The sequence below is a fragment of the Kitasatospora sp. NPDC017646 genome (genome assembly GCF_044329365.1).
GTDB lineage: Bacteria > Actinomycetota > Actinomycetes > Streptomycetales > Streptomycetaceae > Kitasatospora.
On the sequence record NZ_JBIRJC010000016.1, the window covers coordinates 42,018 to 56,525 of the forward strand.

Annotated in this window: 11 protein-coding genes; 5 read left to right on the forward strand and 6 right to left on the reverse strand. The window is 73.5% G+C overall.

What is annotated here, in order from left to right; genetic code table 11:
- Positions 1-42: 42 nt before the first annotated feature.
- Positions 43-462, reverse strand: a complete 420-nt coding sequence (locus ACH4J0_RS24185) for a hypothetical protein (RefSeq protein ID WP_396242622.1) — start codon at positions 460-462, stop codon at positions 43-45.
- 269 nt (positions 463-731) lie between these two features.
- Here ACH4J0_RS24185 and ACH4J0_RS24190 point away from each other — a divergent pair, with 269 nt between their 5' ends.
- Positions 732-1,025 carry a WhiB family transcriptional regulator gene (locus ACH4J0_RS24190; protein ID WP_396242624.1) on the forward strand — a complete coding sequence of 98 codons (294 nt, stop codon included), beginning with the start codon at positions 732-734 and terminating at the stop codon, positions 1,023-1,025.
- 62 nt (positions 1,026-1,087) lie between these two features.
- On the opposite strand, the gene ACH4J0_RS24195 is transcribed toward ACH4J0_RS24190, so the two are convergent.
- Positions 1,088-1,582: a hypothetical protein gene (locus tag ACH4J0_RS24195; protein ID WP_396242625.1), complete on the reverse strand. Its 495-nt coding sequence runs from the start codon at positions 1,580-1,582 to the stop codon at positions 1,088-1,090.
- Between the two features lie 230 nt (positions 1,583-1,812).
- Between ACH4J0_RS24195 and ACH4J0_RS24200 the strand changes: the two genes are divergently transcribed.
- A complete protein-coding gene (locus tag ACH4J0_RS24200; protein WP_396242626.1) occupies positions 1,813-2,607 on the forward strand; it encodes a hypothetical protein in 795 nt (264 codons plus the stop codon).
- A 264-nt stretch (positions 2,608-2,871) separates the two neighbouring features.
- On the opposite strand, the gene ACH4J0_RS24205 is transcribed toward ACH4J0_RS24200, so the two are convergent.
- Positions 2,872-3,420 carry a hemerythrin domain-containing protein gene (locus ACH4J0_RS24205; RefSeq protein WP_396242627.1) on the reverse strand — a complete coding sequence of 183 codons (549 nt, stop codon included), beginning with the start codon at positions 3,418-3,420 and terminating at the stop codon, positions 2,872-2,874.
- 269 nt (positions 3,421-3,689) lie between these two features.
- Between ACH4J0_RS24205 and ACH4J0_RS24210 the strand changes: the two genes are divergently transcribed.
- The 3 genes from ACH4J0_RS24210 to htpG all read left to right on the forward strand — a co-directional run bounded on the left by ACH4J0_RS24210 (position 3,690) and on the right by htpG (position 7,533).
- On the forward strand, positions 3,690-4,481 hold the full coding sequence (locus ACH4J0_RS24210) for a ribonuclease BN (protein WP_396242628.1): 792 nt from the start codon (positions 3,690-3,692) through the stop codon (positions 4,479-4,481).
- 113 nt (positions 4,482-4,594) lie between these two features.
- On the forward strand, positions 4,595-5,281 hold the full coding sequence (locus tag ACH4J0_RS24215) for a type III effector protein (protein ID WP_396242629.1): 687 nt from the start codon (positions 4,595-4,597) through the stop codon (positions 5,279-5,281).
- 311 nt (positions 5,282-5,592) lie between these two features.
- A complete protein-coding gene (htpG, locus tag ACH4J0_RS24220; RefSeq protein ID WP_396242630.1) occupies positions 5,593-7,533 on the forward strand; it encodes a molecular chaperone HtpG in 1,941 nt (646 codons plus the stop codon).
- Between the two features lie 63 nt (positions 7,534-7,596).
- Here htpG and ACH4J0_RS24225 read toward each other — a convergent pair whose 3' ends face one another.
- From ACH4J0_RS24225 to ACH4J0_RS24235, 3 genes are all read right to left on the reverse strand, one after another.
- Positions 7,597-8,241, reverse strand: coding sequence for an L-threonylcarbamoyladenylate synthase (locus ACH4J0_RS24225; RefSeq protein ID WP_396242631.1), 645 nt, complete (start codon positions 8,239-8,241; stop codon positions 7,597-7,599).
- Between the two features lie 137 nt (positions 8,242-8,378).
- Positions 8,379-10,922, reverse strand: a complete 2,544-nt coding sequence (locus ACH4J0_RS24230; RefSeq protein ID WP_396242632.1) for a SpoIIE family protein phosphatase — start codon at positions 10,920-10,922, stop codon at positions 8,379-8,381.
- A gap of 45 nt (positions 10,923-10,967) precedes the next feature.
- Positions 10,968-14,423, reverse strand: a complete 3,456-nt coding sequence (locus ACH4J0_RS24235) for a HAMP domain-containing protein (RefSeq protein ID WP_396242633.1) — start codon at positions 14,421-14,423, stop codon at positions 10,968-10,970.
- Between the last annotated feature and the right edge of the window lie 85 nt (positions 14,424-14,508).

Sequence of the window (14,508 nt, forward strand, 5' to 3'; positions counted from 1 at the left end):
CTCGCGGCCTTCCGCGCCTGCTCCCCGGCGTCCCGCCCTCGCTCAATCGGCCTGCGTTCCTTCGACTTCCGGACCGCGCGGCTCCGGTGGATCGCCGGGCAGGGCGTTCGGCGCGGATGCGTCGAGCCCCAACGCCCTTTCGAGCTCCTCGATCCGGTCGGCCACCGACTGCGTCGGGGTCGCGGTGCTCCGCGGAGCGGGCCGGTCCAGCACCAGCCCGGTCACGACCCGCCTGAGCAGCAGGGCCGGGATCGCGACGACCCAGCACAGCCCCGACACCAGGGCCACCGCCTCGGCCTGGGCCCGTTCCTGCTCCTCGAACCGCTCCTCGACCCACTCGGTGTGCGCTCCCCTTCTGCCGGCGACGAATCCGGCACGTGATCGTGCGAAGACCATTCGAGCCGTCAGCCCCGCGACGACTCCGTACGTTGTGAACGTGACGAGGAACAGCCACGGCACCACCGATCGCCTCCTCCATCCTCGGCCGTGTCGTTGACGCGTCAGCGCGCCTGCCCGGAATGGGCCGGTTGCTAACAAAACGGGCGACGCCGTCGTTGTCGCCGCCCCGGGGCGGCCGCGAGCCACCTCGGCGGGGGAGTGGGCGGGAGTCCCGCCGACGGCCGTTCCGCCGTCCCGGGCCAAATCCGCCGGGCCCAGCGTGAATGGGATTCCGGATCCTGGCTACACGGACAGCGACATGCTTCCATCCGATCGAAGGAAGGCGATCTCTGATGGCGGACATCTCGCGTTTGCCCGGAGCCTACGACCACTACTGGGACTGGCAGTTGGAGGCTGCCTGTCGCCGGGTCGAGAACAGCCTCTTCTTCCATCCCGCCGGTGAGCGGGGTGCCGCGCACAAGGCACGCGAGGAAGCGGCGAAGGCGGTCTGCGCCATGTGTCCGGTCCGCGTCGAGTGCCGGCGCCACGCGCTCGAAACGCGCGAGCCGTACGGCGTGTGGGGCGGGTTGAGCGAGGAGGAAAGGAACCTGATGCTCAGTCCGGCCCACCACCGCTCGGCGGCCTGACCCTTGGCGGGCGGATGGCGTTCCAGGACGAGCCGGCCGGGGCCCACGGCAGGGTCGGACCCCTACCCGGCCCGCAGCCGGCGGTGGGTGCTCCGGACGATCTCGTGCCAGAACGGCGCGGCCGACAGGTAGCCGCCGAGCGCGGCGAGCACTCCGAACGAGACGTCGACGCTCACCCGGCCCTGCTTGGCCCAGTAGACGTCCTGCAAGTCCAGCAAGAGGGCGAACTCGTCGGTGATCAGGGCCGCGCCGGCGCCGTAGACGGCGGCGACCGCCGGGTGGCCGACCGCCCGCTCGTCACCGCGGACGGCGACCAGGCCGACTCCGGCCAGCGCCGCGATGCCGATGTTGTAGTGGTGCAGGTGCTTCCCGCCGGCCGAGATGTTGCCCCAGGGCAGCCAGCCGCCCCTGATCCCGTGCGTGATGAGGCGCACCGTGCCGAAGGTGGTGCCGAACGCCGTCCACATCACCACGAGTGATTGTTTGGTCGGCGTCAGGTGCTGATCCGCCGCCCGCCGCCACTCCTCCGCCAGCCGCGCGATTGCCGTTGCTGCCATGTCGCCGACCTCCGACCACCGTCCGGTTCCCCGTCCGACGCTAACCGAAGTGCCGGCCACCCACTCGGCGGACCGTCCCAGGCGTGCCGTCCGGCTGGCCGGGTACCCGCCCACGCATGGCAGTCTTCCGCAGAACGGGCCGCGTCGAGCGGCCGGGGCCCCCGGAGCCCGGAGCTTCGAGGACGGGCCCCGTCACACCCGGAGCCCCGAACTCCGGGCCCGCCCCCGGGATGGGCGGCGCCGTCCCGGGGGCGAGCCTGGGCGAAGGCCTGGCCGACCTGGTCGAGCGGGCCGAGCAGCCGGTCGGGGCCTGGCCGGCCGTCGAGGAGCGCGCCGAGCGAGGCCGCGCCCGGGCACTGAGGGGGAGGGCGACGCGGCTGCTGGGCAGCGGTGGCCGGGGAGCGGTCCTCGGCGGCAAGGCCCTCACCGAGCAGCTGGTGCGCGCGGCCCCGCGGATCCCGGTCCGTGACCTCGCCACCCTGCGCGCCCAGCATCCCGGCGCCGCCGACCCGGAGCGCCTGGCCGATCTGCTGGTCGTCGGCGCCACCCGGGCCTCCGGCGCGCTCGGCGCGGGCGTCGGGGCGGTGGCGATGCTGCCGGTGCCGCTCGCGATGCCGGTGGAGATCGCGGCCGAGACGCTGGCCGTGGCGGCGGTGGAGATCAAGCTGATCGCCGAGCTGCACCAGGTCTACGGCGTCCCGGTACGGGGCAGCGCCACCCAGCGGGCCGCGGCCTACCTGGGCGCCTGGGCCAACCGACGGGGGATCGACGCGAAACTGCTGATCCGTCCGGCGGGCCTCGCGGCGCTCGCGCTCGGCTCGGAGGTGCGCCAACAGGTGCGCCGCCGGCTCACCCGCAGCTGGATACGCCGCCTGCCGTCGGTGAGCCCGCTGCTCCTCGGCGCGGGCATCGGTGCGACGGTCAACCGGCGCGACACCCGGCGGGTGGCCCGGCAGGTCCGCAGCGACCTGCGCACGCGCCTGCCGGCCGACCCCGGCTACTGGACCGCGGCCGGTGGAGGCTGACCGCCGGGGGGACCGCCGGCGCGAGCCACCCGGTAGGGCGCCGAACCACTGTCGTGGGGGGGGGGGGCGGGGGGGCCCCCCCCCCCCGCCCCCCCCCCGGGGGGGGGGGGGGGCGGGGCGGCGGCCCGGCCCCCCGGGCGGGCGGGGGGGGCGGGGGGCGGGGGGGGGCGCGCGGGCCCCCCCCCCGCCCCCCCGGCCCCGCGGGGGGGCGGGGCGCGCCCCCCCCCCCCCCCCCCCCCCCCCCCCCACGACAGTGGTTCGGCGTCAGGCCTTGCCGCGGCCCGTGACCAGGTCGCGGGCGCGGTCGACCAGGCCGGTACCGGCGGCGAGCAGCTTGTTGTCGGGGGCGTTCGGGTGGGGGCGCGTGGGTGCGACCTTCTTCGCCCGCCGGACCCGCTCACCCAGTTCGTTCAGCTGCTCGGGCGAGCAGGCCCTGGCCAGGGCCGGGAACAGGTTCTGTTCCTCGTCACGGATGTGCGCCGAGACCTCGGAGATGATCCGGTCGACCAGGACGCCGAAGCGGGCGTCGCCGCAGTCAACGCCCTCGAGTTCCTTGAGGAGTTTCTCGACGGTCTCGTGGTCGGCGATCTCCTTGTCCGCGAGACTCCCACCACCGGGCACGTGCTCACGCACCGCCGGGTACAGGTACTGCTCCTCGGCCACCGAGTGGCGCACCAGCTCGATGGTGAACCCGTCCGCCACCTCGCGGCGCCGCTCGTCGCCCGTCGGCAGCGCCTGGACCCGGGCGAACATCTCCTCCACCTCCCGGTGGTCCGTCATCAGCTCGTCGATCACGTTGCCGCCGTGTCCCATGTGCGGTTCTCCTGTCCGAGTAGGGGCGGTGTCGCCGGGGTGCCGACCCGGCCGGGTCGCCGACGTTGCTTCCCCTCATATCCCGCATTTCGGACTGTATGCGGGACCGCCGGCGCGGCCACCCCGATGCGTAGCCGAGCGGGTGCCCCGGCGGGAGGGGGCGGGCGTTGCCGTCCGCTCGGAGTGTCCCGGCACCGTTTCCGGGGGGAGCCCCGGTAGCTTCGGGCCCGCCGGAGGCCGGTGGAATCCATGAGGGAGGGGGTGGCGGGATGAACGGGGCGCGGTGGGTGGCGGCGCGGTCGACCGAGGTGTGGCGGCGCGGGCGTGAGATGCAGGTGCTGGAGCGGGCAATGGCGTTCGGGGCGCTGTTCCTGGTGACGCTGGTGCCGCTGCTGGTGGTGATCGCGGCGGCGTCGGTCACCCGAGGTAGCGGACTGGCGCAGTGGATCACTGACGGGATGGGCCTGAGGGCCGAGGGCGAACAGGCCGTCCGAGGGTTGTTCAGCAGCAGGGGGCGGACGTTGAGCACGACCACCGTGGGTGGTGTCGTGGCGGTGGCGGTGTTCGGGGTGTCCTTGATGGCGTCGGTGCAGGGCGTGTTCGAGCGGATCTGGGACCTGCCCCGCGGCCCCTGGCACAGTGCCGCCCGTCAGGCCGTCGGCCTCGCGGGCCTGGTGGGTTACATCCTCGCGGCGGAGTGGAGCGGGCAGCTGGGGCAGCGCACGGTGCTGCAGCCGGGACTGCGGATCGCGGTCACCCTGGGCGGGGGAGTCCTGCTGTTCTGGTGGCTGCAGCACCTGCTGCTCGCCTCCCGCGTCGCGGGCAGGCTCCTCCTGCCGGGCGCGGTGGCCACCGTGGTGGCGCTGGTGGGGCTCTGGTTCTTCTCCTACCTCGTGCTGGCACCGCTGCTGGTGGCCAACGCGGTGTCCTACGGCACGGTCGGCACCGTCCTGGTGGTGCAGTCCTGGCTGGTCGGGGTCGGCTACACCATCTACGGCGGGGCGCTGCTCGGCCGGGTCCTGATCCGACCGACCGTGGACGCGCACGGACCCGACGAGTAGACGGGGACCGTCGTGCGGCCGGGACGCCGGAAACCGGTGCGGCAGGACCCGAAGCCGTTGTAGTCTGTCATCGGCACGACGACGGCAGGACGCGTCAACGAAAGAGTGACGGAATGGATGCGCAGGACACCGGCACGGCCGGGGTGGGGCCGGTCTCGTTCCTGGCCGCCGCCGCCGCGCTGGGCACGATGGACGCCGCCGCGCGCACCGCCCGCCACGCACCGCCGGACGTCCCGGGCCAGAGCGACCCGCAGCAGGCCCTCGCCGCGCTCCTGGTGCTGCGCCACCTCCGCGAGGAGCTCGCCGGCTGGGAGACCGGCCTGATCGAGACCGCCCGCGACGCCGGTGCCACCTGGAGCGACCTCGCCGAACCGCTGGGCGTCCAGAGCCGCCAGGCCGCCGAACGCCGCTACCTGCGTCTGCGCCCCGACGGCGACGCCGGCACCGAGGCAGGCAGCACCGGCGAACAGCGCGTCCGGGCGGCGCGCGACCGGCGCGCCGCCGACCGGGCGGTCACCACCTGGGCCCGCGCCAACGCCGCGGACCTGCGCCGGCTCGCCGGACAGATCGGCGCCCTGGACGGCCTCGGCTCCTCGGCGGCCCCCGCCCTGGAACGCCTGATGGACGCGCTCGGCCACCACGACCCCGCCCGGCTGCTCGGCCCGCTCGCCGAGACCCGGCCGCTCCTGGAGGCGGACCATCCGGCGATCGCCGATCGCCTCGACGAGCTCACCGCCCGGGCCGAACAGCTGCGCGCCGACAGCGGCCGACAGCGCCGCAGACCCCCTGCCGGCCCGTGACGGCCTCCGGCCCGCCCACCGCGCGACGGACGCGCCCGAGGGCCCTCGGCGTGACGGCCACCCGTACCCCTGCCACCCGACGTCCGTGACTCCGGCCGACCTGCAGCAGCCGCTGATCACGCCGCCCCGGCACACGGGGCACCACCGCCGCCGACCGGCGTGACGACGGCAGCCCGTACCGCCCGCCCCGCTCACCAGCCCCTCAGCCACATCTGAACAGCCCGGAGCCGGCCGAGCGGCACGCCCGTCCGGCCCCGGCGACCCGTCCCGACCCGACCCCTTTCCACTTTCCACTGAAGGAGACCCGTCCCGTGGCCAGCCCGACCGAGACGCTGGAGTTCCAGGCGGAGACCCGCCAGCTGCTGCAGCTGGTGATCCACTCGATCTACTCGAACAAGGACATCTTCCTGCGCGAGCTGATCTCCAACGCCTCCGACGCCCTCGACAAGCTCCGCCTGGAATCCCTCACCGACACCGGCCTCGCCGTCGACACCTCCGACCTGCACATCACGCTGGAGGTCGACAAGGAGGCCCGCACCCTGACGGTGCGGGACAACGGCATCGGCATGACCCGCGACGACGTGGTCGACCTGATCGGCACCATCGCCAAGTCCGGCACCGCCAGTCTGCTGGCCAAGATCAAGGAGGCCAAGGACGCGGACGCGGCGCAGAGCCTGATCGGCCAGTTCGGCGTCGGCTTCTACTCGGCGTTCATGGTCGCCGACAAGGTCACCCTGCGCACCCGTCGCGCCGGGACCGAGCAGGGCACCGTGTGGGAGTCCGACGGTGAGGGCACCTACACCATCGCGCCGGGCGACGGCCTGCCGGTGGGCACCTCGGTCACGCTGCACCTCAAGCCGGCGGACGGCGAGGACGGGCTCGGCGACTACCTGGCCGGCTGGAAGATCCGCCAGATCGTCAAGCAGTACTCCGACTTCATCCGCTGGCCCATCCGCATGGCAGCCGAACCCGTCGGCACGGACGCCGGATCCGGCGCCGAGGACGGGGCCGCGGGCGCTCCGGAGACGCTGAACTCGATGAAGGCCCTGTGGGCCCGCCCGCGCAGCGAGGTGACCCAGGCCGAGTACAACGAGTTCTACCAGCAGATCAGCCACGACTGGCAGGAGCCCGCCGAGACCATCCACATGCGCGCCGAGGGCACCTTCGAGTACGAGGCGCTGCTGTTCGTCCCCGCCCACGCCCCGTTCGACCTGTTCTCCCGCGACACCAAGCGGGGCGTGCAGCTGTACGTCAAGCGCGTGTTCATCATGGACGACTGCGACGCGCTCATGCCGAACTACCTGCGCTTCGTCAAGGGGGTCGTGGACGCCCACGACCTCTCGCTCAACGTCTCGCGCGAGATCCTCCAGCACGACCGTCAGATCACCGCCGTGCGCCGACGCCTCGTCAAGAAGGTCCTCACCGCCCTCAAGGACATGCGGGCCGCGAACCCCGACGCCTACGCCAAGCTGTGGGACCAGTTCGGCCGCGTCCTCAAGGAAGGCCTGCTCGAGGACCGCGACAACACCGGCACCCTGCTGGAGCTGGTCTCGGCCGCCTCCACCCACGACGCGCAGAAGCCGACCACGCTGCGCGAGTACGTCGAGCGGATGAAGGACGGCCAGGACACCATCTACTACCTGACCGGCGAGAACCGCCAGATGGTGGAGAACTCCCCGCACATGGAGGCCTTCACCGCCAAGGGCTACGAGGTCCTGATCCTCACCGACCCCGTCGACGAGGTATGGGCCGACCAGGTCCCCGCGTTCGACGGCCACCGCTTCCAGTCCATCGCCAAGGGCCAGGTCGACCTCGACGGTGACGCCGACGGCGACGGCAATGACGAGGCGAAGGCGGAGAAGGCCCAGCGCGAAGAGGACTTCGCCGCCCTCCTCACCTGGCTCCGGACCTCACTCGCCGAGCACGTCAAGGACGTCCGCCTCTCCACCCGGCTCACCACCTCCGCCGCGTGCCTCGTCGGGGACGCCAACGACCTGACCCCCACCCTGGAGAAGATGTACCGGGCCATGGGCCAGGAGTTCCCCCAGGTCAAGCGCAACCTCGAACTCAACCCGACCCACCCCCTCATCACCGCCCTGCACCGGGCCCACAAGGCAGGGCCCGACGACCCGGCGCTCGCCGACATCGCCGAACTCGTCCACGGCAGCGCCCTGCTCGCCGAAGGCGGCGACCTGCCCGACCCGGCCCGCTTCACCCGTCTGCTGACCGACCGCCTCACCCGCACCCTGTAGACCCCGGGTCCGTGCGGTTCGCCGCCGCCAGCGGTGCCTGGCGGCGGCGAACCGTGCGGTCGCTCAGCGTTCCCGCAGGTCGGGCGCGACCTCGCGCAGCCGCTCGGTGCTGATCGCGCCCGCGCGGACCAGGACCGGGACCGGGCCGGTGAGGTCCACGATCGAGGACGGTACGGCGGCCGGCGTGGGCCCGGCGTCGAGGTAGACGGCCGCCGCCCCGCCGAGCATGTCCTGAGCGGCGCGGCAGTCCTGCGGGGACGGCTTGCCGGTCAGGTTGGCGCTGGACACGGCCAGCGGACCGGTCCGCCGCAGGAGTTCGAGGGCGACGGGGTGGTCGGGCATCCGCACGGCCACCGTTCCTCCGGTGTCCCCGAGGTCCCACGTGATCGAGGGCTTGTGACGGGCGACCAGGGTCAGTCCGCCGGGCCAGAACGCCGCCATCAACTCGCTCGCCCGCCGGGGCAGGCCGTCGACCAGGTCGTCGAGGTCGCCGGGGGAGCCGACCAGGACCGGCGAGGGCATGTTGCGCCCGCGTCCCTTGGCCCGCAGGAGCCGGGCCACCGCCTCCGGGTCGAAGGCGTCCGCACCGACGCCGTACACGGTGTCGGTGGGCAGGACGACGAGCTCACCGCGCCGCAGCGCGGCGCAGGCCTCGCGCAGTCCGGCGGCACGTTCCACCGGGTCGGAGCAGTCGTGAAGAGGGGACATCGTTCTCCATCCGAGCGGGTTCACCCCGCGGCCTTCGTCGAACGGGCGGGGGCCGCCCGTCGGTCCCGTCAGGCTATCCGGCCCGCCCGTTCGCACGGAACCGAGGCCCGCGCGCGGGCGCCGGGCCGTCGCCGGGGTCAGCTGCCCGGCCTGCGGACCGCCACGCCGACCAGGCAGGTGTCGTCGTCGGTGTCGGCGCTGCTGTACTGGAGCAGGTGGTCCAGGTGCCCTTCGAGGCCGTTGGCGCTGACGGCCGCATCGCGGTGGGCCCGTTCGCTGAGGGTCGTCAGGTGGGTCAGGGACGCCTGGAGGGACTCGTCGCGGCGTTCGATCAGGCCGTCGGTGTACATCACCAGCGTGTCGCCGGCCTCCAGGACGAACTCGTCCTCCTCGTAGTCCGCCTGGTCCAGGGCACCGAGCAGGATGCCGCCCACCTGCGGAAGGGTCCTCGCGCGGCCCTCGCGCAGCAGGACCGGCGGCGGGTGGCCCGCCCGGGCCCAGCGCAGCCGGCGGGTCGCCGGTTCGTACAGCCCGCAGACCGCGGTGGCCGTGACGTTGTCGGTCAGGTGGTGGGTGACGCTGTTGAGCCAGCTGAGCAGTTGGCCCGGCCCGGCGCCGGTGGCGGCCAGGCCGCGCAGCGCGTTGCGCAGCGCGACCATGCCGGTGGCGGCCTCGATGCCGTGTCCGGCGACGTCGCCGACGCACAGCAGGACGTCGCCGGTCGGCAGCGCGAGCGCGTCGTACCAGTCGCCGCCGACCAGGTGGTCCTTCTCGGCCGGCCGGTAACGCACGGCCACGTGCAGGTCGTGCAGGTCCAGCGGGCCGCGGGTGGGCGGCATGATGGCGTGCTGGAGCTGGAGGGCGAGGCGGCTGCGCTCGGCCGCCTGCTGCTCGCTCTGGGCCAACTGGTCGCGGGTGGCGGCCAGCGCGACCTCCGTCCAGTGCTGGGCGGAGATGTCCTGGTAGGCGCCGCGCACCAGGCGCAGCCCGCTGCGCGGATCGCGCACCGGCTCCGCCACGACGCGGATGTGCCGGGTGACGCCGTCGGGGCGCTGGAGCCGGAAGGCGGTGGAGGCCGGCCGGCGGTGGTGCAGCAGGGTGCGCAGGAACCGGCCGATGGTGTGCCGGTCGTCCGGGTGGGCGTGCTCGGCCAGCTGGTCGATGGAGATGGGCTGTGCGGTGGGCGGCAGCCCGTGCAGCTCGAACAGGCTGTCGTTCCAGACGATCTGGCGCGTGCGCAGGTTCTCCTCGAAGCCGCCGATCCGGCCCAGGCGCTGCGCGTGCTGGAGCAGACGGGCGACCCGCGGCGTGCCGTCGTCCAGCCGCCAGACGACCACCAGGTGGGAGCCGTGCCGACTGATGCTCACCTGCGCCCGGGTGGTCAGCGGCACCCCGTCGACGAGGGCGGCGAGCCGCATGTCCGGGGTTCGGAACGGCTCTCCGGAGGCGAAGACGTGCTCGACCTTCTCGGCGAGGCCTCCCGGCTCGGCCGCGAGCGGGTACGCCTCCAGCAGCCGGGAGCCCACGATCGCGGCCGTGGGCCGGCCGGCGAAGTCGACGAAGGACGGGTTCACGTGCCGCACCACGAACCGCGGCGGCACCTCGCCGTCCTCCGGCGCCACGCGGAGCACCAGGCACGGGTCGAAGAGGCCGTCCGTGAGCTGCCGCAGCTCGTCGAACTGGGAGTCGGCGGAGTCGGCGGAGGGGAACTCCCGGGGGTCCCAGGACTCCAGGGTGGCGGCGGCCACCCCCGCGAGGGCCTCGAACTGCCGTTGCAGCGGCTGGGACTGCTCGGGCAGCGCCTCGCGCCAGCAGATCTCCAGGACGCCGATCAGCCGGCCGCCGACACCGGCCGGCACGGCCAGCCGCCCGCCGCGGACGTCGTGCTGGCCGATGGAGGGCAACGAGGCGTCGGCGAGCACGTGGTAGCCGATCGCCGTGCGTTCGTCCAGCGCCCGGCGGGCCGGCGTCGGGACGCCGGGCGGAACGTGGCGCCAGCGGCGGGCCTCCTCCGGCTGGAAGCCGGCGCTGCCCGCGAGCGACAGCGAGAGGTCGGGATGGGCGGCCCAGATGGCCACCGCGGCCACGCCGAGCGGGCGCAGGGCGTGGTCCAGCATGGAGCGGGCCGCCGTCGCGGCGTCGCCGCCCGCGATCGTGTCCGCCTCGGTGCTGCGCAGCCGCAGTGCGACCGGATCCGCGCCCCTGGCCGCCGCGCCGGCGCGCACCGCCGCCCCGTCGGTCCGGGCGGCCTCCTCGGAGCGGATCGCGGCGCCGGCGACGAACTCACGGGCGAGCGCCGAGATCTGGTCCGCCGCGGCCTGGTTGAGCAGGTCGGCGGCCAGCGCCAGCGTCGTCACCCCCGCCTGCTCGGCCAGGCCCTCCAACTGCCGGGCGGCTTCGGTGGGGCCGCACCGCAGGCGCTCCACCAGCACGCCGACGGCCATCTCCAGCACGGCCCGGCCCGCCCCGTCCGCCTGCGCCTGGTCCAGCTCCCGGCGCAGGCGCTCCACCGTGCTGGCGAGCCGGCCCACCGCCGTGGCCGTGCGGTCCGGCTCCGGCTCCCGGGCGGCGAGCGCCTCGGGCCCGGCCGAGCCGCGCTGCGCCCCGACCCTGGGGGCGCCGACGGCCGGTTCCGTCTCGGGCGGGCGGCCCTTGGCGAGTTGCTCGTCGGGGTGCTGCACGGTGGTGGCTCCTGGGGTCTGGACTGCTGCTCCGGTCGGCGGCGGCTACCGCGTGAGGTGGTGCGTGATCCGGCTGATCACCTCGTCGGCGTCGACCGGTTTGGTGATGTAGTCGCTAGCGCCCGCGGCCAGGCTCTTCTCCCGGTCGCCGATCATCGCCTTGGCGGTCACGGCGATGATCGGCAGGCCCTCGTGCTCGGGCATGGCGCGGATCGCCGCAGTGGCCGTGTACCCGTCCATCTCGGGCATCATCACGTCCATCAGGATGACGTCGATGCCGGGGTGGGCGGTGAGCGACTCCAGCGCGGCGCGCCCGTTCTCGGCCTGGAGCACCCGCATGCCGTGGAGCTCCAGGATGCTGGTGATCGCGTACAGGTTGCGGTCGTCGTCGTCGACCACGAGGGCCGTGCGGCCGGCGAGCGCCGGTTCGGCGCCGGGGCTCCAGGAGGACACCCGGTCCGCGCCGCGTCCCGGTGGGAGCGCGCCGCCGGGGCGGTCGGCGCTCATGTGCAGGGCGATCCGCTCGCGCAACTCGTCGAGGCTGGCGATCAGTTCCAGCGGCCGTTCGCCCGGACGGGAGACGGAGTCCGCGCGTTCGCCGGTGACGCCCCGGTTGTTGTGCGCCAGCACGGGGACGGTGTGCAGGGCCGGGTCGCCCTCCATGTCGGCGAGGAGCGTGGCGGCCGCGCCGTCCGGCAGGTCGAGTTCCAGGACGACGCAGTGGCACGGCGCGGTGGCGAGTGCGGTGGCGGCCTCCTGGGCCCCGACGGCGGTGACGATCTCGACCTGCCGGTGCCCGGCGGAGTAGCGGGCGAGGTCGGCGACGGCGTTCTCCGCCACGAGGGTCAGCAGACCGTTGGGGCGTCCCTCGACGACGAGGAGTCGCCGCGGCCGTCCGGAGGAGGGGTCGTCGGCGGGATCGACGGGCTGTTCCGCGAGGGCCCCCGCGACGGCGCCGCCCGGCGCTCCGGGCGTCAGCGGGAGTTCGCTCGCGGCGACCTCGGAGTGCTCGACCGGGAGGTAGAGGGTGAAGACGGTGCCCCGGCCGAGGGTGCTCTCGACCGTGATGGCGCCGCCGAGCAGGAAGGCGATCTCGCGGCTGATGGACAGGCCGAGGCCGGTGCCGCCGTACTTGCGGCTGGTGGTGCCGTCGGCCTGCTGGAAGGCGCCGAAGACGGTCTCCAGGTGCTGGGGCGCGATCCCGATGCCGGTGTCGGTCACCCGGAAGGCGAGCACCGGGCCGCCTCGCCGGACGCCGTCGGGAAGTTCGGCCTCGCCGGCGGGCTCGATGCGCAGCTCGACCTTGCCGTGCTCGGTGAACTTGACGGCGTTGGACAGCAGGTTGCGCAGAACCTGGCGCAACCGGTAGTCGTCGGTGAGGAGTTCGCCGGGGACCCCGGACGCCGTCCGTACGGCGAAGGCGAGGTTCTTCTGGCCGGTCATCGGGCGGAAGGTGGCCTCGACGTAGTCGAGCAGCGCGTGCAGCGGCACCGCGTCGATGTTCAGGTCCATCTTGCCCGCCTCGACCTTGGACAGGTCGAGGATGTCGTTGATGAGCTGGAGCAGGTCGGAGCCGGCGGAGTGGATGATGCCGGCGTACTCGACCTGCTTGGCGGTCAGGTTCCTCGTGGGGTTCTGGGCGAGCAACTGGGCGAGGATGAGCAGGCTGTTGAGCGGCGTGCGCAGCTCGTGGCTCATGTTGGCCAGGAACTCCGACTTGTACTTCGAGGCGAGGGAGAGCTGGTGGGCGCGCTCCTCCAGCTCCTGACGGGCCTGTTCGATCTCCAGGTTCTTCGTCTCGATGTCGCGGTTCTGGGCGGCGAGGAGTTCCGCCTTGTCCTCCAACTCGGCGTTGGAGAACTGGAGTTCCTCCTGCCGGGCCTGGAGTTCCTCGGAACGGGCCTGGAGTTCGGCGGTGAGCCGCTGTGATTCGCCGAGCAGCTCGTCGGTGCGGGCGTTGGCGATGATGGTGTTGACGTTGACGCCGATGGTCTCCATGAGCTGGTCCAGGAAGTCCCGGTGGACCTGCGTGAACGGCTTGACGGAGGCCAGCTCGATGACGCCGAGGACCTGGTCCTCGACGACGATCGGCAGCACCATCAGGGACAGCGAGTCGGTGCGGCCGAGGCCGGAGGAGGCGGGGAGGTAGCCGGGCGGCAGGGCGTCGACGGCGATGGTCCGGCGACTGCGCGCGGCCTGGCCGACGAAGGACTCGCCCAGGCGGAAGCGGGTGGGGCGTTCGCCGTCGGGGAACGCGTAGGAGCCGACGAGCTGGAGGATCGTCCCGTCCGTGCTGTCCTCGGCGAGGTAGAAGGCGCCGCACTGGGCGCCCACCAGCGGGGCGAGTTCGTCCATGACGGACTCGGCGACGACGCCGAGGTCGCGCCGACCCTGCATCAGGGCGGAGAAGCGGGCGAGATTGGTCTTCAGCCAGTCCTGTTCCTCGTTGGCGCGGGTGGTCTCGCGCAGGGACTCCACCATGAAGTTGATGTTGTCCTTGAGGTCGGCGACCTCGCCGGAGGCGTCGACGGTGATCGAGCGGGTGAGGTCGCCGGCCGCGACGGCGCTGGTGACCTCGGCGATCGCCCGGACCTGCCTGGTGAGGTTGCCGGCCAGTTCGTTGACGTTCTCGGTGAGCCGCTTCCACGTGCCGGACACGCCCTCGACCTTGGCCTGGCCGCCGAGCCGGCCCTCGGTGCCGACCTCGCGGGCCACCCGGGTGACCTCGTCGGCGAACGAGGAGAGCTGGTCGACCATCGTGTTGATGGTCTCCTTCAGCTCCAGGATCTCGCCCCGGGCGGTGACGGTGATCTTCTGCGACAGGTCGCCCTCGGCGACCGCGGTGGCCACCTGGGCGATCGCGCGGACCTGGCCGGTGAGGTTGCCGGCCATGGAGTTCACCGAGTCGGTGAGGTCGCGCCAGGTCCCCGAGACGCCGACGACCCGGGCCTGGCCGCCGAGGATGCCCTCGGTGCCGACCTCGCGGGCCACCCGGGTGACCTCCCCGGCGAACGAGGACAGCTGGTCGACCATCGTGTTGACGGTGTTCTTGAGCTCCAGGATCTCGCCCCGGGCGTCGACCTCGATCTTCTGGGTGAGATCGCCGCGCGCCACCGCCGTGGTGACCTGGGCGATCCCGCGCACCTGCCAGGTGAGGTTGCCGGCCATCGCGTTGACCGAGTCGGTCAGGTCCGCCCAGGTGCCGGAGACCCCGGGGACCTGGGCCTGGCCGCCGAGCCGGCCCTCGGTACCGACCTCCCGCGCGACGCGCGTCACCTCGGAGGTGAAGTGCGACAGCTGGTCGACCATGCCGTTGAACACCAAGGCGATCTCGCCCAGCAGCCCGTGCGCGTCGTCGGGCAGTTTCGTGCTGAAGTCGCCGTCCCGGACGGCCGTCAGGCCGGCCAGCAGTTGCCGCAGTTCGGGCTCGTTGCCCAGCGCGGCCGCCGGCCCGTTCGCCGGGCGGTGCTGCGAGCCGTTGGACGTGGTCGGGCCAGGCATCGAACGTCGCCTCCGTAGAACGCCGGGCCGGGGGCCCGCATCCGGTCGTGGGCATCACCGAACCCGGCCGGGTGGTTCCGGTCGT